At 73.2% G+C, this 19,578-nt stretch carries 19 protein-coding genes; 9 read left to right on the plus strand and 10 right to left on the minus strand.

Annotated elements, in window-relative coordinates:
- Positions 1-11: 11 nt before the first annotated feature.
- Positions 12-1,208: a cytochrome P450 gene (locus ACZ4M5_RS17450; RefSeq protein WP_467737646.1), complete on the minus strand. Its 1,197-nt coding sequence runs from the start codon at positions 1,206-1,208 to the stop codon at positions 12-14.
- A gap of 154 nt (positions 1,209-1,362) precedes the next feature.
- Here ACZ4M5_RS17450 and ACZ4M5_RS17455 point away from each other — a divergent pair, with 154 nt between their 5' ends.
- The 5 genes from ACZ4M5_RS17455 (at position 1,363) to ACZ4M5_RS17475 (ending at position 6,803) form a co-directional block, all read left to right on the plus strand.
- Positions 1,363-2,868 (plus strand): FAD-dependent oxidoreductase, encoded by a 1,506-nt coding sequence (locus ACZ4M5_RS17455; protein ID WP_467737648.1) that lies wholly within the window; start codon positions 1,363-1,365, stop codon positions 2,866-2,868.
- 100 nt (positions 2,869-2,968) lie between these two features.
- Positions 2,969-3,655, plus strand: coding sequence for an adenosylcobinamide amidohydrolase (locus tag ACZ4M5_RS17460; protein WP_467737650.1), 687 nt, complete (start codon positions 2,969-2,971; stop codon positions 3,653-3,655).
- 77 nt (positions 3,656-3,732) lie between these two features.
- Positions 3,733-4,239, plus strand: coding sequence for a GNAT family N-acetyltransferase (locus tag ACZ4M5_RS17465; protein WP_467737652.1), 507 nt, complete (start codon positions 3,733-3,735; stop codon positions 4,237-4,239).
- Positions 4,240-4,597: 358 nt separating this feature from the next.
- The gene (locus ACZ4M5_RS17470) at positions 4,598-5,683 is read left to right on the plus strand and encodes a right-handed parallel beta-helix repeat-containing protein (RefSeq protein WP_467737654.1); all 1,086 of its coding nucleotides are present in this window, start codon (positions 4,598-4,600) and stop codon (positions 5,681-5,683) included.
- A 91-nt stretch (positions 5,684-5,774) separates the two neighbouring features.
- The gene (locus ACZ4M5_RS17475; RefSeq protein WP_467737656.1) at positions 5,775-6,803 is read left to right on the plus strand and encodes a methyltransferase; all 1,029 of its coding nucleotides are present in this window, start codon (positions 5,775-5,777) and stop codon (positions 6,801-6,803) included.
- Positions 6,804-6,926: 123 nt separating this feature from the next.
- On the opposite strand, the gene ACZ4M5_RS17480 is transcribed toward ACZ4M5_RS17475, so the two are convergent.
- From ACZ4M5_RS17480 to ACZ4M5_RS17515, 8 genes are all read right to left on the minus strand, one after another.
- Positions 6,927-7,259 (minus strand): TcmI family type II polyketide cyclase, encoded by a 333-nt coding sequence (locus tag ACZ4M5_RS17480; protein WP_467737658.1) that lies wholly within the window; start codon positions 7,257-7,259, stop codon positions 6,927-6,929.
- Positions 7,260-7,286: 27 nt separating this feature from the next.
- Positions 7,287-7,757, minus strand: coding sequence for an SRPBCC family protein (locus ACZ4M5_RS17485; protein WP_467737660.1), 471 nt, complete (start codon positions 7,755-7,757; stop codon positions 7,287-7,289).
- Between the two features lies 1 nt (position 7,758).
- Positions 7,759-8,013: an acyl carrier protein gene (locus ACZ4M5_RS17490; protein WP_467737662.1), complete on the minus strand. Its 255-nt coding sequence runs from the start codon at positions 8,011-8,013 to the stop codon at positions 7,759-7,761.
- Between the two features lie 33 nt (positions 8,014-8,046).
- Positions 8,047-9,300: a ketosynthase chain-length factor gene (locus ACZ4M5_RS17495; RefSeq protein WP_467737664.1), complete on the minus strand. Its 1,254-nt coding sequence runs from the start codon at positions 9,298-9,300 to the stop codon at positions 8,047-8,049.
- On the minus strand, positions 9,297-10,565 hold the full coding sequence (locus tag ACZ4M5_RS17500; RefSeq protein ID WP_467737666.1) for a beta-ketoacyl-[acyl-carrier-protein] synthase family protein: 1,269 nt from the start codon (positions 10,563-10,565) through the stop codon (positions 9,297-9,299). The genes ACZ4M5_RS17495 and ACZ4M5_RS17500 overlap by 4 nt, the downstream gene beginning before the upstream one ends.
- Positions 10,562-11,005, minus strand: a complete 444-nt coding sequence (locus tag ACZ4M5_RS17505) for a cupin domain-containing protein (RefSeq protein WP_467737668.1) — start codon at positions 11,003-11,005, stop codon at positions 10,562-10,564. The genes ACZ4M5_RS17500 and ACZ4M5_RS17505 overlap by 4 nt, the downstream gene beginning before the upstream one ends.
- 68 nt (positions 11,006-11,073) lie before the next feature.
- Positions 11,074-12,219 (minus strand): SchA/CurD-like domain-containing protein, encoded by a 1,146-nt coding sequence (locus ACZ4M5_RS17510; RefSeq protein ID WP_467737670.1) that lies wholly within the window; start codon positions 12,217-12,219, stop codon positions 11,074-11,076.
- Between the two features lie 336 nt (positions 12,220-12,555).
- Entirely contained in the window at positions 12,556-14,214 is a 1,659-nt protein-coding gene (locus ACZ4M5_RS17515) for an FAD-dependent oxidoreductase (protein WP_467738037.1), read from the minus strand.
- A 196-nt stretch (positions 14,215-14,410) separates the two neighbouring features.
- Here ACZ4M5_RS17515 and ACZ4M5_RS17520 point away from each other — a divergent pair, with 196 nt between their 5' ends.
- From ACZ4M5_RS17520 to ACZ4M5_RS17535, 4 genes are all read left to right on the plus strand, one after another.
- Positions 14,411-15,355, plus strand: coding sequence for an RNA polymerase sigma-70 factor (locus tag ACZ4M5_RS17520; RefSeq protein ID WP_467737672.1), 945 nt, complete (start codon positions 14,411-14,413; stop codon positions 15,353-15,355).
- A gap of 101 nt (positions 15,356-15,456) precedes the next feature.
- Positions 15,457-16,665 (plus strand): NAD(P)/FAD-dependent oxidoreductase, encoded by a 1,209-nt coding sequence (locus ACZ4M5_RS17525; protein ID WP_467737674.1) that lies wholly within the window; start codon positions 15,457-15,459, stop codon positions 16,663-16,665.
- A gap of 332 nt (positions 16,666-16,997) precedes the next feature.
- Positions 16,998-17,687, plus strand: a complete 690-nt coding sequence (gene uppS / locus ACZ4M5_RS17530; RefSeq protein WP_467738039.1) for a polyprenyl diphosphate synthase — start codon at positions 16,998-17,000, stop codon at positions 17,685-17,687.
- A gap of 86 nt (positions 17,688-17,773) precedes the next feature.
- Positions 17,774-19,183: an oxygenase MpaB family protein gene (locus ACZ4M5_RS17535; protein ID WP_467738040.1), complete on the plus strand. Its 1,410-nt coding sequence runs from the start codon at positions 17,774-17,776 to the stop codon at positions 19,181-19,183.
- Between the two features lie 8 nt (positions 19,184-19,191).
- Here the strand turns inward: ACZ4M5_RS17535 and ACZ4M5_RS17540 are convergent, their stop codons facing one another.
- Positions 19,192-19,344, minus strand: coding sequence for a hypothetical protein (locus ACZ4M5_RS17540; RefSeq protein WP_467737676.1), 153 nt, complete (start codon positions 19,342-19,344; stop codon positions 19,192-19,194).
- Between the last annotated feature and the right edge of the window lie 234 nt (positions 19,345-19,578).

Genomic DNA, 19,578 nt, shown 5'->3' on the forward strand with positions numbered 1-19,578 from the left:
ACGTCACCACGTCACCACGTCACCGGAAGCTCCACCGGGAAACGGCGGATCGTGCGGGTGTCCCAGACCAGCTCCTCGGCCGGGACCGCCAGGCGCAGGCCGGGCAGCCGGGTGAACAACACCTCGACCGCGGCTCTCAGTTCGGCAACGGCGAGGGTGCTGGCGACGCAGTGATGACCGCCCCAGCCGAACGTCATGTGCGGGTGGGAGGCCCGCTCCACGTCGATGACGTCGGGGTCCCGGAACACCTCCGGGTCCCGGTTGGCCGCCAGGTAGGAGACATGGACGAATTCACCCGCGCGGATCAGCACACCCTCCAGCTTCACGTCCTCCAGGGCGACGCGCGGGATCCCCACACCCTTGCGGAAGGGGATGTGGCGCAGGAGTTCGTCGAGCAGCCGGGGCAGCCGCTCCGGACCGCGCTCCATCAGGGCGCGCAGGTCGGGGCGGGTCAGCAGGGTGTAGACGATGTTGCTGATCTGGCAGGTGGCCGTGTCGTTGCCGCTGAGGATGAGGGTCAGGGCCAGGACGGCCAGTTCGTCGTCGCTCAGGGGCTTCTCCCCCCGCTCGGACGCCGCCATGGTGGTGATGAGGCCGCTGCCGCCGTCCCGGCGGCGTTCGGCGACCAGGGCGGTGAAGTAGGCGCGCAGCTGCTGCTTGGCCGCGACCGCCGCCTGTCTGGCCTCGGGCGCGGTGGTGAGCATCTGCTGGGTGAGGCGCAGCATCAGGGGCCGGTCCGCGGCGGGGACGTCCAGCAGTGCGCAGATGGTGTGGTTGGGCAGCGGCTCGGACAGGCAGCGGGCCAGGTCGGCCGGCGGGCCGCTCTCGGCCATCACGTCCACGAGTCGGTGCGCCACCTGCTCGATGGCCGGTGTCATGCCCTTCACGCTGCTCTGCGTGAAGGCCCGGGCGGCGGCATGGCGCAGCCGGGTGCTGCGCGGTGGGTCCATGACGTTGAGCGACTCCGGGGAGACGATCGGCTCGGGGGTCATCCGGGGGTAGTCCCGGCCCACGACGGCTGCCCGGCTGAAGCGCGGGTCGGTGGTCACCTGGCGCACCCCCTCGAAGCTGGTGACCAGCCATGCCTCGGCCTCGCCGTAGGGCAGCCGGATGCGGGTGACCGGGCCCTCGGCCATGAGGTGCGTGAGGGAGGGGTCGAAGGCGAGTTGCTCGCTGAAGTCGAAGGGGCAGGCGGCGGCGTGGGCCATGGGTACTCCTGAGGGCGTGCGGGGGTGCGGCCAAGTGGGCGGTACCGGTGGGCTCGGGCCACGGCCGCCCTGCCCGAGGGGGACATTCCGCATAGTGCGGCAGAGCGCCGCTCCATGCATCCAGTGCCGGTCAAACGGCAGAAAGCAGGGAGACGTGCCCGATCCCACCCCTCAGTCAGCCCGGCAGCCGGCCGTGGACGTGCTGGTCGTCGGCGCCGGACCGACCGGTCTCACCCTCGCCTGCGACCTGGCCCGGCGCGGTGTGCGCACCCATGTCGTCGAGGCGGCGGAGCACCTGCCCTCGGGTTCCCGCGGCAAGAGCCTGCAGTCACGCACGCTGGAGGTGTTCGACGAGCTCGGCGTGGGCGACGCGGTGCAGGCCGCCGGTTCCCTCTTCCCGCCCATGCAGACGTGGCGGGACGGCGAGCGCCGGGGCGAGTGGCAGCTGATCGAACCGGACCCGGACGCCCCGGTGTCGCGTCATCCGCGGCCGTGGCTGGTCCCGCAGTGGCGCACGCTGGAGATCCTGCGCGACCGCTTCCTCGACCTCGGCGGGACGCTGGAGTGCGGTACGCGGTTGACCTCCCTGACGCAGTCGGACACGCAGGTGAGGGCCGAGGTGACGTCCTCGGACGGTGGCCGGCGGCTGATCCCGGCGCTCTACCTGGTGGGGGCCGACGGCGGCCACAGCACGGTCCGCGAGTCGTCGGGCATCGCCATGAAGGGCGAGGACGGCGGGCTCCGCTCGGCGGTGGTGGCGGACGTACGCGTGCGGGGGCTGGACCGCGAGCACTGGCACATCTGGCCCGACCCGGCCGGTGAGCTGCTGATGTGCCCGCTGCCGGGAACGGCGGACTTCCAGCTCAACGCCAAGATCACCGGGGAGGAGTTCACCGCGTCGCCCGAGACCGTGCGCGAACTGGTCGCCGCCCGGACCCATCTTCCCCCGGACGCCGTCACGGACGTGGGGTGGTTCTCGTTCTACCGGCCCCGTACCGCGCTGGCCGAGCGCTTCCGGAAGGGACGTGTCCTCCTGGCCGGGGACGCCGCTCACCTGCACCCGCCGGGCGGCGGCCAGGGACTGAACATCGGCGTGCAGGACGCCTGCAACCTCGGGTGGAAGCTCGCCCTGGTCGCGGGTTCCCGCGCTCCGGAGGCGTTGCTGGACAGCTACGAGGCCGAGCGCCGGGCGGCGGCAGCGGACGTGCTGGACCTGAGCACACGGCTGTACCGGGCCGGGCGCAGGACCGAGGACGCCGGTGAGCAGGCCCGCCACCGGGGCAAGGTCTGTCACCTGCTGTCGGTGCACTACCGCGACAGCGGCCTCTCGACCGACACCCGCGCGAACCGTCCTGCGAGCGGTGTCCGGGCCGGTGACCGTGCTCCCGACCTGCCGTGCGTCACCACCGACGGCCCCTGCGAGCGTCTCTTCGACCTCCTGAGGGGGCCGGACTTCACCCTGCTCGCCGTGGACTGCGCGCCGCCGCGGCCGATGCCCGGCCTGCGCACCCACCGGGTGACCGGCGGCCCGCTCGCCGAGGCACTGGGCACCGGGCTGTTCCTGATCCGCCCGGACCACCACATCGGCCTGGCCACCGACGCTCCCGAGCACGTCGAGCGCTATCTGTCCGGGATCGGTTGGCGGGCCGAGCGGTCGTGACGAGGCGCCCTGCTCGGGCGCACACCGGGGCCGCCCGTCCGGGGCGGGGCGGACCCGGCATACGATCGGCCGGTAGCCGTCCTGCAAGGAGTGCCCGTCCGTGACCGCCGCGATCCCGCTGTCCCGCCCCGCCCCCACCGAACTGCTGACGGTGGAGCGGCTCAGCCGCGTCGAGGACGGCGAGCGGCTCCACGGGCTGCTGTGGCGGGCGGGCGACGGGTGGCGGATGGTCAGCAGCGCCGTCCTCGGGGGAGGCATCGGGACGCGGACGTTCGTCCTCAACGCCCAGGTCGCGCACGGCTACCGGCGTACCGACCCCGACCGGCACCTGGCGGAACTCGCCCGGGCCGCCGGGGCGAGCGGGCCGGGTGTCGGGCTGATGACGGCGGCCGACGTCCGCGCCCACGGCCGCGCCCGTGACGGCGGCGTGGAAGCGTTCGCCACCGCGGGTCTGGGGGTGCGCGGCTGGGCGGCCTCCCCGGTGGCGGGCCGTGACGCGGACGTGACGCCGGGCACGGTCAACATCGTCGTCGCGCTCCCCGTGGCCCTGTCCGACGCCGCCCTGGTCAACGCCGTCGCGACGGCCACCGAGGCCAAGGTGCAGGCACTGCTCGAGGCGGGCCACGACTGCTCCGGGACCCCGACGGACGCCGTGTGCGTCGCCGCCCGCTCCCCGGTGCCCGGGGACGAGGTGCACGCCTTCGCCGGTCCCCGCTCGCTGTGGGGCGCGCGGCTGGCCCGCGCCGTCCACCGGGCCGTGCGCGACGCCGCCCCCGCCGGGGTGTGAGGCACTAATCCGGTGGCTCGCCGGGAGCCGTCCGGCGTACTGTCGCCGCCCCGGAAGCACTCAGACGGCAGGTGATCATGGAACTTCGCCCTTTCGCCCCCCGGTATGCGTCGGCGGTCGCCGGCTGGCCGACGTCCGCGGCGGAGGTCCTCCTGTGGTGCGGGCGGCGCGAGTTCCCCCTGCCCGAGCGGACGGTCGCCGGGTGGCAGGAGGACGACGGCGTACGGGCCCACGTCCTGGTCGACGGTGAGCGGCCCCTCGCGTACGGGGAGCTGTGGCTCGACGCCGAGGAGGACGAGGTCGAGCTGGCGCGGCTCATCGTGGCTCCCGGGGCCCGGGGCCAGGGACTGGGCCGTCAGCTCGTGGCGGCCCTCACCGCCCGGGCCGTCGAGGCCGGCTTCGCCGACGTCTTCCTTCGGGTGCACCCGGACAACGACCGGGCGCTCGGGTGTTATCTGGGCGCCGGGTTCGTGCCGGTCGATCCCGCGCTGGCGGAGGGCTGGAACGCCGTCCAGCCGGTCGCCTACACGTGGCTGCGCCATGCGCCCGCGGCGACGGAGGCTCGGGGCGGCCGGAGGGCCTAGGGGGTGCCCGCGAAGTCGCGTCGTCCGCCCGGAGGGCGGGCTCTGCGGCGTCCGGTGCGTGCTCCCGGCCTGCCGGGCGGGCGTCCGCGTGGTGGCCGGACCCGGGTGTTCGCCCCGTGCGGCGGTGGGGGTTCCTTCCGCGCGGGCGAAGCCGAGTGTGAGGGAACGTGCCGGGTGTCGCGGGGCTGATCCCCCTCAGAGAGACGGGCGTTGCGGACGACCCCGGGGGTCCACGCGAGGCGCTTCGGCGAAGGTCCGCGTGCCTCCGGCCGCGGGCGGTGACGCGAGACGCTTGTGCCACGCCGCCGGATGGCCCATCGCACCGGTTCCCGGCCTTTGTGAACATAACCTGCGCGATATGAACAAATGCCATATCGCGTATCTGGCGTGCACGGCCGCGCTGCTCGGGACGAGCCTGGGCGCCGCTCCGTCCACCGCCGCCGCCCACCCGGTCCGTCTGGTGAAGCCGGGCGAATCGATCCAGCGGGCGGTCGACGCCGCCGGACCCGGCGACACCGTGCTGCTGGCGCACGGCGTCCACCACGGCAGCGTCGACGTGACCACGCCCGGGATCACCCTGCGCGGCATGGGCCGCGGCACCGTGCTCCGGCCCGCGGCGGCCACCGGCGCCTCCCCCACCGCCAAAGCCGCCTCGGGCGCGTGTGCCGCGGCCGGCAACGGCATCTGCGTCACGGGCACCAGGACCGACAGCGTCAAGGGCGTCACCATCGCCTCCCTGACGGTCACCGGCTTCCGCAAGACCGGCGTGTACGCCCACTCGGCCGAGGCGCTCACGGTGCGCAGCGTCAGCGCGGTCGGGAACGGGGTCTGGGGCATCGCCACCGAGCGCTCGCCTCGCGGGGTGTTCCGCGGCAACACCGCACGGGACAACGGTGACGCGGGCCTGTTCCTCGCCAACACGGTGACGGAGGAGGAGGGGGCCTCGGACGCCGGGGGCACGGTGGTGGAGCGCAACCGGCTGGAGGGCAACCGGATCGGCGTCACCGTCCGCCGGCTGCGCAACCTGACCGTCGTCGGCAACCGCCTCACGGGCAACTGCGCGGCGGTGTTCCTCGTCGGGGACGAGAACAAGCCCAAGGCCGGGCGGGTGACCGTGCGCGAGAACCGCATCGAGCGCAACAACAAGTCCTGCCCGAAGACCGCGCGCCTGGACGCCCTGCAGGGCTCCGGCATCGTCCTGACGGGCACCGACGACAACGTGATCACCCACAACGTGATCAGGGACAACGCCGGCACCTCCCCGCTGTCGGGCGGCATCGTCGTGTTCAAGAGCTTCGTGGGCACGCCCAGTGAGCGGAACCGGATCAGCGACAACCTGCTGAGCGGCAACTCCCCGGCGGACCTGGTCAACACGGACCCCGGCGTGGGCAACACGTTCCAGGGCAACACCTGCGCCTCCTCGCAGCCCGCCGGTCTGTGCTGACGGCGCGCCGTCGCCCCCCGCGCGGAAGCGCACCACCCCCACACGTCCGACGTCCCTCGTGCTTCACGTGAATCGATCAGGAAGGCGGCACATGACGACCACTCAGCCCGCTCCTCCGCCGTCCATGCGGCTGCGGGAACTCGTATTCGGGGCGGCCTGCGCCGCCGCCCTGCGCGCGGCCGCCCGGCTGGGCGTGGCCGACGCCCTCGGTGACACGCCGATGGCCGTGGAGGACATCGCGGCGTCCGTGAAGACGGAACCCGCCCCCCTGCGACGGCTCATGCGCGCCCTGTCCTGCTACGGCGTCTTCAGCGAGCGCCCCGACGGCACGTTCGCGCACACCGACGTCTCGCGGCTGCTGCGCGAGGACGACCCGGACAGCCTGCGGGCCATCGCCCTGTGGTGCACCGAGCCGTGGACCTGGGACGTGTGGCCGAAGCTGGACGAGGCGGTGCGCACCGGCCGCAGCGTGGTGCAGGAGCTGTACGGCAAGGAGTTCTTCCCCTACCTCAACGAGGACGCCCCGGAGTCCGCCGACGTCTTCAACCGCGCCATGACGACCTCCAGCGTGCAGTCCGCGCAGGACGTCGCCCGCTTCCTCGACCTCACGGGCTGCGCGTCGGTCGCCGACATCGGCGGGGGCCAGGGGCACGTGGTGGCGAGCCTGCTGGACAAGTACCCCGCCCTGGAGGGCACGCTGCTGGACCTTCCGCGGGTGGTGGAGAACGCGGTGCCGCGGCTGCTGCCGGGCGGGGACCTGGCGGACCGGGCGCGCGTGGTGCCGGGTGACGTCCGCTCGGCCGTGCCGGTGCGGGCCGACGTCTACGTCATCAAGAACGTCCTGGAGTGGGACGACGAGAGCACCACCCGGACCCTGCGCAACGTGCGTGAGGCCGGTGGCGCGGGAACGCGTGTCGTGGTCATCGAGAACCTCGTCGACGACACGCCGTCCATGCGGTTCAGCACCGCGATGGACCTGCTGCTGCTCCTCAACGTGGGAGGGGCGAAGCACACCACGCAGAGCATGGTGGACCGGCTGACCGGGGCGGGACTGGTCATCGACGACATCAGTCCGGTCAACCCCTATCTGCACGCGTTCGACTGCCACATCCCCGGCTGATCCGACCGCACCCCGGACGCCCGGGAGCCCCGGTGACCCCGGGTCTCCCCCGGCGGCCGCAGACGCCGGTTCGCCGGGTCCACGGCGTCGTGGACCCGGCGAACCGGTGGGAGCAGGCGACGGTCAGCCGGCCGGCTCGCGCTCCCACAGGTAGAAGCGCTGCGCCATGGCGTCCTGCGGGGAACGCCAGGTGGCGGGGTCGTACGCGCTGACGTACGCCTCCAGCCGCTCGCTGATGGCCCGGAACTCGGGGTGCCCGGCCACCTGCGCGACGGCCTGCCCGGGCTCGCGCTCGGCCTCGATCAGATGCATGTACACATCGCCGAACTGGAAGAGGCTGCGCCGGGTCACGCCGACCAGGTGGGGCAGCTCCCCGCGGTCGGACTCCGCGAACACCTTGGCGATGTCGGGCGCCGATCCCGGGGCCATCCGGGCGACGATCAGGGCTTGGTGCATGAGGGTGGCTCCGTCCGGTTCGGCGGGTCAGACCGGGCTCTCGCCGCGCTCGGCGGCGATCTTCTCGATGCGGTCGCGGATCAGGCCCATCTGCACCTTGGAGTTGCGGTTGATGTTGTCCGTCATCCAGGCGTCGTCGACCGGTGCGTCCGGCTTCATCGCGAAGTCCTGCGTCCACACCATCCGCGTGCCGCCCGGGACCTCCTCGTACTGCCAGTGGATGTCCATGTGGGCGAAGGGGCCGGTCTCGACCCGGCGGGCGTCGACCGTGAGGGTGTCGCGGTCCGGCTCGCGTTCGGAGACCCAGCTCCACACGGTGCCGTTCTCGTCCGGGTGCATCGTGAGGCGGAAGGTCGTCTTGCGGCCCTCCCGGGACAGGATCTCGACGGAGGCGTACTCGCTGAACAACTGCGGCCAGTTCTCCAGGTCGTTGGTCACCTCCCACACCAGGTCCACGGGCGCTGCGATGGTGATCTCGTTCTGCGTGTGTCCGGCCATGTCACGCTCCTGCCAGAAGGGCGCCGTTGACGAGGTCGAGGAACTGCCGGGGCGACTTGGAGCGCTCGGCGTCCGTGGGCATCGGCGTGCCGTACCGGTTCTCCAGCTCGCCCACGATGCCCAGCAGACCCAGCGAGTCGACACCCATGGACTCGAACAGCGCCCCGTCCTCGCGCAGTTCGGCCGGGCTGACGGTGGCACCGGCGCACTTCTTCATGAGTTCGGACAGTTCTTCCACAGTGATGCGCTCACTCATGGCGTTTTCCTTCCTCTCCTGTTCCGCGGCGCCTCACGACGAGGCGCCGGTGGCGCCGTGCCGCAGCACCAGCGCCGAGTTGGACCCCATGAGCCCCCGGCTGAGGACCAGGGCCGTGCGCACCTCGGCGGTGCGGGCCTGCCCCGTCACGAGGTCGAGGTCGTGGCAGACGTCGAAGACGTTCGGCGTCGGCGGGATCACGCCGTGCTCCATGGCGAGGACCGCCGCCGCGACGTCCATCAGCGGTCCCGCGCAGTAGCCGCGGCCGATGCCGGTCTTCGGCGCCGTGACGGGGACCCGGGTGCCGTGGGCTCCCAGGGCGTCGGCGAGGGCGAGGGCCTCGGCGCGGTCGGCCAGCGGCACGCCGAGGGCGTCGGCGAAGACCACGTCGATCTCCTCGGGGGCGCACTCGGCCTCGGCCAGGGCGCCGCGCACGGCCTGCGCGAGCCCTTCCGCGGACTCCTCCCACCGGGAGGCGCCGGTGAAGGTCGCCGCGTGCCCGGCCAGGTGCGCCCGCACCCGCGCGTCCCGCGCCCGGGCCGTCTCCTCCGCCTCGACGACGAGCATGGCGCCGCCCTCAGCGGGCACGAACCCGCAGGCCGAGGACGTGAACGGGCGGTAGGCCCGGGTCGGGTCGTCGACCGTGCTGAGCTCTTCGTAGCCGAGCTGGCAGACCATGGAGTAGGGCGCGATCGGGGCCTCGGTCGACCCGGCCACGATCACGTCGGTGCCGCGGCGCACGGCCCGGGCGGCGTGGGCGAGGGCGTCCAGGCCACCCGCCTCGTCGGCGGCGACCACCGAGCAGGGCCCCTTGAAGCCGCGCCGGATGGAGATCTGGCCGGTGCTGGCGGCGTAGAACCAGGCGATGGACTGGTACGGGCCGACGTAGCGGCTGCCCTTGCCCCACAGTTGCTGCAGTTCACGCTGGCCGAACTCGCCGCCGCCGGAGCCGGCCGCGGTGACCACGCCGACGGAGAACGGCGCGTTGTCGGTCTCCGACCGGGGCAACCGGGCGTCGTCCAGGGCGAGATCGGCGGCGCCCATCGCGAAGTGGGTGAACCGGTCGGTCTGGACGAGGAAGCGCTCCTCGATCGCCGCGGACGGGTCGAAGTCGCGCACCTGGCCCGCCACGCGCAGCGGCAGGTGCTCGCAGCCCTCGCGGGTGACCCGGTCCAGGACGCTGATGCCCTCGCGGGTGGACTTCCAGAAGGTCTCGGTGCTGGATCCGTTGGGCGCGATCACACCGACTCCCGTGACGGCCGCGCGCCGTGGGCGGGATGCGTTCATCGTGTCGTCTCCCTCGGCCGGCTCATGACCACCGCGGACTGGAAGCCGCCGAAGCCGCTGCCCACCGAGAGCACGCTGTCGAGCCTGCGCTCACGGGCCACACGCGGCACGTAGTCCAGGTCGCACTCGGGGTCGGGCGTCTCGTAGTTGGCGGTCGGCGGCACCACCTGGTGGGCCAGGGCCAGTACGCACGCGACGAGTTCGATCGCCCCGATGGCGCCCAGGGAGTGGCCCACCATCGACTTGATGGAGCTCATGGGGGTCTCGTAGGCGTGCGCGCCCAGCACCCGCTTCACCGCGGCGGTCTCGTGGCGGTCGTTCTGCTTGGTGCCCGAGCCGTGCGCGTTGACGTAGTCGACGGCGGTGGGGTCGAGCCGGGCGTGGTCGAGAGCCTCCTCGATGGCACGGGCCATCTCCACGCCCTCACTGGTCAGACCGGTCATGTGGTAGGCGTTGCCGAAGGTGGCGTAGCCGCCGAGCTCGCAGTACACGTGGGCGCCGCGGGCCCGGGCGTGCTCCAGCTCCTCCAGGACGAGGACGGCGCCGCCCTCGCCCATGACGAACCCGTCCCGGTCGGCGTCGAAGGGACGCGAGGCGTGGGCCGGGTCGTCGTTGTTGGGCGAGGTGGCCTTGATGGCGTCGAAGCAGGCCATGGTGATCGGGGAGATCGGCGAGTCCGAGGCGCCGGCGATGCAGACGTCGGCCCGGCCCTCCTCGACGGTGTGGAAGGCGTAGCCCACCGCGTCCAGTCCGGAGGTGCAGCCCGTGGAGACGGTCTGCACCGGGCCGCGCGCCCCGAACCGCTCCGCGACCGTCGAGGCCAGGGTGCTGGGCGAGAACGCGCGGTGCAGGTCCGCGCCCGCCCTGCGGTGGTCCACGTCCCAGCGCTCACCGCCGTGGCTGACCAGGACGTAGTCGTTCTCCAGCCGCGTGGTGCCGCCGACCGCCGTGCCCAGCGAGACGCCGACCCGCCACGGGTTCTCGGCGCCCACGTCGAGACCGGCGTCCCGTACCGCTTCGTCCGCCGCCACCATGGCGAACTGGATGTAGCGGTCGGAGCGTTCCGTCTCGCTCGCCCGAAGTCCGTGCGCGGCGGGGTCGAAGTCGCATTCGGCGGCGATCCGCGAACGCAGGCCCGCCGGGTCGAAGAACGTGATGCCGCGGGTCGCCGTGCGCCCGGCCGACAGCAGATCCCAGAAGGCGGGTACGCCGATGCCGCCGGGCGCGACGATGCCTATGCCGGTGACCGCCACACGTCGGGTCATGACGGGACCTGGTCTCGTCCGGCCGCCTCCGCCCCCACCACCGCGGACTCGGCGTCGGTCTCCTCGGTGTCCACGTGGCCCAGCGGCGGGCTCGGGGCGAGGGGGCCGAGGTGGAACACCAGGCGCGCCTCCACGTTGCCGACGTTGCGGAAGCGGTGGCGCACGTTGATCGGGATGAGCAGGCCCTGCTCGGGCAGGAGCGGGTGCGGCTCTCCGTCGAGGTCGACCTCCAGCTGCCCGCACACCACGTAGACGAACTCCTCCGAGTAGGGGTGGTAGTGCTCGCCGATGCGGTCGCCGGGCTCGATGAGGGCCACGCCCATGAAGCCGCTGGTGGCGCCCACCGCCGTCGGAGTGAGCATGGCGCGCAGGTCACCGCCTCGCCGGCGGTTGGGCTCGACGTCGTTCAGGCTCACGATCTTGGGACGGGATGTGATCACGCGTTCCTCCGTTGATGTGCTGCACCGGCGTGGGAGAGGCGGGCACCGCCTCTCCCCGGGGTGGGCGGTCAGGCGTCGGGCGCCCGGCGGTCGGTGACGAAGTCCATGCGCGCGAGTTCCAGCAAGCGCGCCGGGTCGGCGTCCCCGGACGTGTCCGCCGCGTCGTCGAGGAGCGTCGTCAGTTCGGCCGTCCGCGCCGGGTCGGACAGTCCGAGGATGTGGGCCGGGTCGCCGTCCTCCAGCGCGCCGCGCACGTCGACCAGCCGTACGACGACGTCGTCGCGCTGGAAGATCGTGCTGCGCAGGACCGGGCTGCGCGGGTCGTCCGCGGCCGCCTCGTCCTGGTGGGCCAGGAGCTCGGCCAGCCGCATCCCGCACTCCGGCCGGGCCGGGTAGTACAGGGCGTGCCGTTCGGCCCGCTCGTCCTGGTCCCGGGCCGTCACGTGGTGGACGGCCGGCAGCGCGGCACGGGTGAAGAAGACCCGGGCGGACTCGGGGTCGTTGAGGTCCCGGTCCTGCTCCAGGTAGGGGTTGATGGCCTCCTCGACGGCCCGTACCTCGGGCTGGCGGGCTACGTGGCGCAGGGCCGCCAGCAGGTCGCCGCGCACCTCGACGGCCCGCACGACACGGTTGCCGTGCATGAACAGCGAGGTGCGGCACAGCCGGGTGGAGTCGTCGACCTTCGGCTCGGGCGAGGCGTACTCGGCGAGGATCTTGGCGACGACGTCCTCGCTGCCCGGCTTGACCGTGAAGGTCAGCGCGTGCCGGATGACGCCGTCACCGATCCGGGGGGCGGCCTGCAGGCGGCGCTGCGCCGCGTCGGGACCGTCCGCCGGGCCGCCGGTCTCGCGCACGACGTGGAAGCGCAGCGACCGGGTGTCGCGCACGCAGTTGTGCAGCGGCCGCACCATCTGCACGTGTTCCTCGCTGTTGACCCATGCGAGGAACGGCGGCGCGCTCTCCCACTCGCTCGTGATGAGCCACTGGGAGGGGTTCTCGATCGACTGGCACAGCTGGTCGCTGACGTGCCCGGGGACGGACGCGACCTGGTTGCACAACTGCTCGTAGGCTTCGAGGAACTCCTGCTGCGCGCCGTCGTTGACGTCGACCAGGAGGACGACGCGCAGCCGGGAGCCGTCGAAGACGGACTGGGAGACATGGTGCGACGCCTGCCGCACCCGCGAACCTGCGGCCCGTTCGGACGTGGTGGTCATCCTGCGCACAGCTCCTTCGCGGAGGGGAAAGTGGGTGCCGGTCGCAGAGGGGCGACGTCAGCGTTCCTCGATCCTGTGGCCGGTTCCACGCATCGCGCGACTCGGATGTAGTGCAGGAGTGATGTGACGGGCGCGGCCGGGGGGCATATGCCGGGGCGGACCTGCCGAACCGTGGTTTTCGCTGTTCCGCCGCCCGTGCTCCTCCGCACAGGTGACGGTGCGGGCCGGGCGCGGGTGGTTTCCGCCTACACACGTCCGCAGGGCTGGGGGACGGCTGCCCCGCCGCACGGCCGCGGCCCGGCAGTCGACGTGCCGGGCCGCGACGGGGTGCGCGGGTCAGCCCACGGCCAGCGCGGTCCGCAGGACGTCGCGCAGCGTCGCCTCGGGGTCCGCCTCCGGGCCCCGGGCGCGCCAGGCCACGAACCCGTCCGGCCGGACCAGCACGGCGCCGCCGGGGCCGGTGCCGTGGCGCTCCGCCCAGTCGGCGGAGTCCTCCGGGACCAGATCCGCCCGGTCCCCGCTGCCCACCCGGTACGACTCCAGTGGGGCGGACAGCTCGCCGGCGAGGCGGAGGGCCGCCTCGTGCCACCCGTTCGGCTCGGCGGCGTCGCTGAGCAGCACCAGGGAGCGCTCGTAGAGGTCGAGGGTGGACAGCCGGTCGTCCCCGCGGCGCACCCACAGGTGGGGAGCCCTGGTGCCGGGCGCGCCGGTGAGGTCGAGGCCCTCGGGCACCACGGGGGCCTCGGGGTCGGCGCCGACGACGGCGCCCTGTGCGTAGCGGTAGCCGAGGGCGACGTTCAGGATGCCCCGCTGCGGGCCGCCGCCGCCCGCGGCCGGCGGCGGCGCGAAGCCGGGGTGGCTGTGCTCGGCCGATCGGGCGGCGGCCCGGGCGCTGGTGGCCTCGGCGACGGGCCGGCGCTCCGCGTCGTAGGTGTCCAGCAGTTCCTCGCGGGCCCAGCCGCCGAGGACCGCGGCCAGCTTCCAGGCCAGGTTGTGCGCGTCCTGGATGCCGGTGTTGGAGCCGAAGGCGCCGGTGGGGGACATCTCGTGGGCGGAGTCGCCCGCCAGGAACACCCGGCCCGACCGGTAGCTGCGGGCGACCCGCTGGGCGGCGTGCCAGGGTGCCTTGCCGGTGATCTCCACGTCGAGGTCGGCGACCCCGACGGCGCGGCGGATGTGGTCGGTGCACATCTCGTCCGTGAACTCGTCCAGGCTCTGCCCCTGCTCCGGGTGCCAGGGGGCGTGGAAGACCCAGTTCTCGCGGTTGTCCACCGGCAGCAGGGCGCCGTCGGCCTCCGGGTCGGTCAGGTAGCAGACGATGAAGTGCCGGTCGCCCACGACGTCGGCGAGCCGGCGGGAGCGGAAGGTGAGGCTGACGTTGTGGAACAGGTCGCCCGGTCCGCTGTGGGTGATCCCGAGCTGTTCGCGCACGGGGCTGCGCGGGCCGTCCGCGGCGACGAGGTAGTCCGCCCGGATGGTGGTGTGCTCGCCCGTCTCGCGGTTCTTGACCAGGGCGGTCACCCCGTCGGTGTCGCTCTCGAACGACATCAGCTCGGTGGAGAAGCGCAGGTCGCCGCCGTGCGCGCGGGCGTGGTCGAGCAGGACCGGCTCCAGGTCGTTCTGGCTGCACAGGCACCAGCCGCTGGGGCTGAAGCGGGCCAGACCGCCGCCCGGGTCGATGTCCCGGAACAGCCACTCGCCCGCGTCGCCGACCAGCGTGGGCGTCTGGAGGATGCCGTGGTTGACGGCCAGGGTGGCGGCCGCGTCCTGGATCGCCCTCTCCACGCCGGCCACCCGGAACAGTTCCATCGTGCGGACGTTGTTGCCGCGGCCCCGCGGATGGATCGAGGTGCCCGCGTGACGCTCCACCAGCACGTGCGGCACGCCCAGCCGCCCCAGGAACAAGGACGTCGACAGGCCGACCAGGGAGCCGCCCACGATGAGGACCGGGACGCTGATGGTGTCGGGGCCCGTCCGTCCGGCTCGTTCGTTCATCACTCTCGCCTCCAGCGCGTCGATGCCGCCGACCAGGCCGGATACGGCGGCGATCCTCATGCATGCCCCGGGGAGCTGACGGTGGCTCAGGCTTCACCCACCTGCTTCGCGCTCCCGGGGGGCGGACCTACCGTGCGGCCCTCGGGGGCCGCACCGGCCGCGGCGTCCGGCGGGCGGGCCGGTTAGGATCCGGGCCATGGTGCTGACCGTGCACGACGTGGACCGCTTCGAGGCGGCCAGGCCCCGCCTGGAGGCCATCGCGTACCGTCTCCTCGGCTCGGCGAGCGAGGCCGAGGACGCGGTGCAGGAGACGTTCCTGCGCTGGCAGGCGGCCGATGTCGACCGCATCGAGGTTCCCGAGGCCTGGCTGACCAAGGTGCTCACGAACCTGTGCCTGAACCAGCTCACCTCGGCCCGCGCCCGCCGCGAGACCTACGTCGGCCGGTGGCTGCCCGAGCCGCTGCTCGCCGGGGACCCGATGCTGGGCCCGGCGGACACGGCCGAGCAGCGCGAGTCGGTGTCCTACGCCGTCCTGGTCCTGCTGGAACGGCTGTCCCCCAACGAGCGCGCGGTGTACGTGCTGCGCGAGGCCTTCGCCTACTCGCACCGGGAGATCGCCGAGATCCTGGACGTCAGCGAGGCCGCCAGCCAGCAGATCCACCACCGGGCGAAGAAGCACGTCGCGGCCGGCAAGGCCCGGGCCGAGGTCGACGAGGCGGCCGCCCGGAAGATCATCGACGAGTTCCTGGCGGCCGCCACCAGCGGTCGCACCGAGCCGCTCGTCCGGCTGCTCACGCAGGACGCCGTGGCGGTCGGCGACGGCGGCGGCAAGGTCCCGGCCCGCGCCCGCGCGTTCGAGGGCGCCGCCGCGGTCGCGACGTTCATGCGGGGGCTGTTCAGACCGAGCAAGGCCAAGCGCGCCCTGGTGGGCGGCTCCCCCGACATCTACGCCTCGACCGCGAACGGGGGCCCGGCCCTGGTGGTGGTGGTCGACGGCCGGGTCGTCGGCGTCATGTGCCTGGAGATCGGCGCCGACGGCATCGCCGCGTTCCGCAGCCAGGTCAACCCCGACAAGCTGGAGCGCGCGACGGAACGGTGGGCCGCCACCGAGCACGGGGAGCCCTTGCTGCGGGCCTTCTGACCCCCTCCACTTTGATGTGACGCAGGTCACACGCTCTGTTTGTCAGGAAGCGGGACGCCGCCCGGTTCAAGAGGCGAACCCGCTGACGACAGGAGCAGGCCATGCAGCACCGCATCATCGTTCTCGGAGCCGGATACACCGGAGCGTCCGCTGCCGGGCGCATCGCCAGGCGGCTGCACCGCGACGACGTCGCCGTCACGCTGGTCAACGCCGAGCCGGACTTCGTCGAACGCGTCCGGATGCACCAGCTCGCCGTCGGCCAGGAGCTCACGCCCCGGCCCCTCGGCGAGATGTTCGCGGACACCGGAGTGACCGTGAAGCTCGCGCAGGTGACCGGCATCGACGTCGACGCCAGGACGGTCACGGTGACGACCGGCGGCGGCACCGAGGATCTGGAGTACGACACCCTCGTCTACGCCCTGGGCAGCGGCTGGAACGACCAGGGTGTTCCCGGCACCGCCGAGCACGCCCACCAGATCGCGAGCCGCCCCGGTGCGCTGCGGCTGCGCGAACGCCTGGCCCGGCTGGACGCCGGCCGGTCCGTGATGGTGGTCGGCGGCGGTCTCACCGGCGTGGAGGCCGCCACCGAGATCGCCGAGGCCCGCCCGGACCTCGACGTCTCCCTCGCCGCCCGCGGCGGCCTCGGCGACTGGCTGTCCGCCAAGGGCAGCCGGCACCTGCGCAAGGTGTTCGACGGGCTCGGCATCACCGTCCACGAGAACGCCGAGGTCACCGCGGTCGAGGCCGACCGCGTCCGCACCTCCGACGGCACGGCCGTCCCCGCCGACGTCACCGTCTGGACCGCCGGATTCGCCGTCCACCCGATCGCCCGGGCCTCCGCCCTGCAGGTCGACGGCACCGGCCGGATCGTCGTCGACGGCACCATGCGCTCGGTCTCCCACCCGGACGTCTACGCCGTCGGTGACGCCGCCCTGGTGGCCGGCCCGGGCGGGAAGCCGCTGCGGATGTCCTGCGCCTCGGGCGTCCCCACCGCCTGGCAGGCCGCCGACGCCATCGCGGCCCGCCTGACGGGCGGGAAGCTCCCCGACATCTCCCTGCGCTACTTCAACCAGTGCATCTCGCTGGGCCGCAAGGAGGGCCTGATCCAGTACGTCACCGCCGACGACCGCGCGGTCCGCCACGCCCTCACCGGCCGGCTCGCGGCGACCTACAAGGAGCTCATCTGCAAGGGCGCGGCCTGGGGTGTCGCCCACCCGACCATGGGCCTTCCCACGCGCCGCCGCCGGACGGTCGCCGAGCCGTCCCGCACCGCCCCGGTGACGGAGGCCGGGGCGGAGGCCGCCGCCTGACCGACGGCGGCCGGCCGGGCGGGCACCCCGCGGGGCGTCCGCCCGGCCGTCGCCGTTCCCGGACTCGGACACGCGTACGAAGGGTGATTCCCGCGCATATGCCGTCCCCGCCCCGCTGATCGCTGTCAACCTGCCGTTGGTGATCGAGAGACGGCGGGGGCCCGTCGGGCGTCGCCCCTCCCTGAGGGGTCGCGCCGGCCGGGGCGCTGAGGGGGGCGTGTGTGACAGCGGAGCGGTCGACGAGTGATGTGCTCACCCCTCCTCCCGCCGCTGCACACGGCAGCGGGAGCGTGTCCGGGCCCCGTCCGGTGCCCCGCCACGTCGCGTGCGTGATGGACGGGAACGGCCGCTGGGCGGCGCAGCGTTCGCTTCCCCGGACCTCGGGGCACCGTGCCGCCGAGACGACGGTGATCGACGTCATCGAAGCCGCACGGGCGGCCGGCGTCGGCTGGCTGAGCCTGTACGCCTTCTCCACGGAGAACTGGCGCCGGCCCGACGCCGAGGTGGACTTCCTCATGCATCTGGTGCGCCGCGTGGTGCGCAAACATGCCCCGCTGCTGCACGCGCGCGGCATCCGCTGCCGCTTCCTGGGCATGACCGATCCCCGCATCCCCCCTGAACTGGCCCGGGACATCCGCGATCTGACGACGCTGACCGCGGAGAACCGGCAGATGACCCTGACCGTGGCCTTCGACCACGGCGGCCGCAGGGACATCGTCGAGGCGGCACGGTCGCTGATCCGCGGTGGTGTGCCGGCCGAGGCCGTGACCGAGCAGAGCTTCGCCGACCACCTGCCCTTCCCCGACACCCCGGACGTCGACCTGGTCATCCGCACCTCCGGCGAACAGCGCATCTCCAACTTCATGCTCTGGCAGGTCGCCTACGCCGAGTGGGTCTTCCCACCGGTGCTGTGGCCCGACTTCCGCGCCCCCGACTTCCTCGACTGCCTGCACGCCTACCGGCAGCGCGACCGCCGCTTCGGCGGCGTCCTGCCGAACCAGAACGGAGAGACCCGATCGTGACGACCGCAGACAGCGCCCGCTCCGCGACCGCCGGTGCCGGTACGCAACAGCACGGAACCGAGGACCACGACGCCGCGGACGGGCCCCTGTTCGGTCCCGGCTCGCAGTTCCACACGCTCTTCAACGACCCGCGCTGGGCGCTGGCCATGATCCGCGCCACCGTGCTCGAGGCGGCACACCCGCAGATCGGCGCCGCCCTGATCGAGAACTCCACGTTCGTCGTCCACCCCTGGCGGCGGCTGAGCAACACGTTCACGAGCCTGCGGCGGATGTTCGGGGCCGACGAAGAGGTGCGGCAGCGGGAGGCGACCCGGCTCAACCGCATGCACGCACGGCTGCGCGGGACCGACGCACGGGAGCGGCCCTACGACGCGATGGACCCGGCCGTGCGGGCCTGGGTGGTGGCGACCATGTTCGAGAGCGCCGTCACCATGTGCCGTCTCAGCGGACAGCCTCTGGAACAGCGGACGATGGAGCAGCTGTACGCCGAGTTCCAGGCGTTCCTGGCCGCGATGGAGGGTGACGCCTCCCAACTGCCGCCCACCCTGGACGCGTTCTGGCCCTACTACGACCGGGTGGTCGCCGAGGAGCTGGAGAACACCGAGGCGATGCGGATCATCCTGTACAAGCTGTTCGACCACCTGCCCGCCCCTCCGGTGCTGACCGGGTTCCCCGCGCTGTGGGCGACCGGCCGGGCCGTCGCCGGTCCCGTCATCGGGGCGATCACGGTGGCGTCCCTCCCGGAGCCGTTCCGGCGGCGGGCCGGTCTGCCGGAGATCGCGGGCGTCCAGACCCTGATGCAGGGCGCGTACCTGGCCGCCGGTCTGGCCCGGTTCCTGCCCGAGGGCTGGATCCACGCCGACACCATCGCCGAGATGGTCACGCTCTCCCCCGACAGCGACGATCCGCGCGCGCGGACGATCAGCGCCCTGCGGGACCGGATGAAGCGGGCCGGCGCCCTCATCCGCCTCATCACCCCGCTTCCGGCGGAGCCGGAGCCGGCCACCGGCGGCGCGGCGCAGCGCAGCGCGGAGGAGTTCTTCGCGGATGTCCTCGACCAGACCGGCGACGGGTACCTGGACTGGCCCGACCTGGCCGCCATGGCCCGGGAACTGTCCGGCCGCCTCGACCTCGACGAGCCCGAGGAGACCCGGCTCTACGACGCGTACGCCGACTGGTGGCGCGAACTGCAGACGGCCCTCGACGCCGACGGGGACGGGCGCGTCAGCGTCCGCGAGTACGCCGCCGCCGTCCCGTCCCTGGCCGGACCGGCCCTGATCCGGGTCGCCGAGGTCCTCTTCGACGTCACGGACAAGGACGGCAACCAGCGCATCGACGCGGACGAGTACCGGGCGCTGTTCCGCACCGGGTTCCACCGGGACGCCCCCGGCGCCGACGGGACGTACAGCCGCAGCGCCTTCGTCGGCGACTTCCTGTCCTTCATGGCGGGGCGGCGGCGCACGACCGCCTACGACCCCCTGCTGGCCCAGGCGTGACCGCCCGGTCACTCATCCCCGAACAGGTGAGCGACCGTCCCTTCCTCCGGCGCATCGGGAGGGGCAGCGGGCGGCGGCGGGAACAGGTACCCCTCGAAGGCGTCCAGTGCGAACACCACGCCCAGCAGCACCAGGGGCGTGAGCAGTGCCAAGGCCATCATGACGCCTCCTGACAGCGGTGCCGTGCGCGGCGTGACGCAGAAGGTCCAGGACCACCATGGGCCGAGCGGATGAAGATCGCACCCGGGGCCAGGGGCACGGCGGCTCGTGGGCCCGGGCGGGTTTCACCGGCGAGGGTGGTTTGACGACTGGGGCCACGCCCGGTGGGCACGTACACCCCAGGCCGGCTGTGGCGGCACCACGTTCCGCTCCCCCGCGGCGCCGCCGCAGCCGTC

The sequence above is a fragment of the Streptomyces sp. NPDC026246 genome (assembly GCF_055567995.1).

Coding starts and splice junctions, on each gene's coding strand:
- ACZ4M5_RS17500 (WP_467737666.1), bottom strand. CDS start 10,565: ATGACCCGACGTGTGGCGGTCACCGGCATAGGCATCGTCGCGCCCGGC.
- uppS (WP_467738039.1), top strand. CDS start 16,998: ATGGACGGGAACGGCCGCTGGGCGGCGCAGCGTTCGCTTCCCCGGACC.
- ACZ4M5_RS17485 (WP_467737660.1), bottom strand. CDS start 7,757: ATGGCCGGACACACGCAGAACGAGATCACCATCGCAGCGCCCGTGGAC.
- ACZ4M5_RS17525 (WP_467737674.1), top strand. CDS start 15,457: ATGCAGCACCGCATCATCGTTCTCGGAGCCGGATACACCGGAGCGTCC.
- ACZ4M5_RS17490 (WP_467737662.1), bottom strand. CDS start 8,013: ATGAGTGAGCGCATCACTGTGGAAGAACTGTCCGAACTCATGAAGAAG.
- ACZ4M5_RS17465 (WP_467737652.1), top strand. CDS start 3,733: ATGGAACTTCGCCCTTTCGCCCCCCGGTATGCGTCGGCGGTCGCCGGC.
- ACZ4M5_RS17480 (WP_467737658.1), bottom strand. CDS start 7,259: ATGCACCAAGCCCTGATCGTCGCCCGGATGGCCCCGGGATCGGCGCCC.
- ACZ4M5_RS17540 (WP_467737676.1), bottom strand. CDS start 19,344: ATGATGGCCTTGGCACTGCTCACGCCCCTGGTGCTGCTGGGCGTGGTG.
- ACZ4M5_RS17450 (WP_467737646.1), bottom strand. CDS start 1,208: ATGGCCCACGCCGCCGCCTGCCCCTTCGACTTCAGCGAGCAACTCGCC.
- ACZ4M5_RS17475 (WP_467737656.1), top strand. CDS start 5,775: ATGACGACCACTCAGCCCGCTCCTCCGCCGTCCATGCGGCTGCGGGAA.
- ACZ4M5_RS17510 (WP_467737670.1), bottom strand. CDS start 12,219: ATGACCACCACGTCCGAACGGGCCGCAGGTTCGCGGGTGCGGCAGGCG.
- ACZ4M5_RS17520 (WP_467737672.1), top strand. CDS start 14,411: ATGGTGCTGACCGTGCACGACGTGGACCGCTTCGAGGCGGCCAGGCCC.
- ACZ4M5_RS17470 (WP_467737654.1), top strand. CDS start 4,598: ATGAACAAATGCCATATCGCGTATCTGGCGTGCACGGCCGCGCTGCTC.
- ACZ4M5_RS17515 (WP_467738037.1), bottom strand. CDS start 14,214: ATGAACGAACGAGCCGGACGGACGGGCCCCGACACCATCAGCGTCCCG.
- ACZ4M5_RS17495 (WP_467737664.1), bottom strand. CDS start 9,300: ATGAACGCATCCCGCCCACGGCGCGCGGCCGTCACGGGAGTCGGTGTG.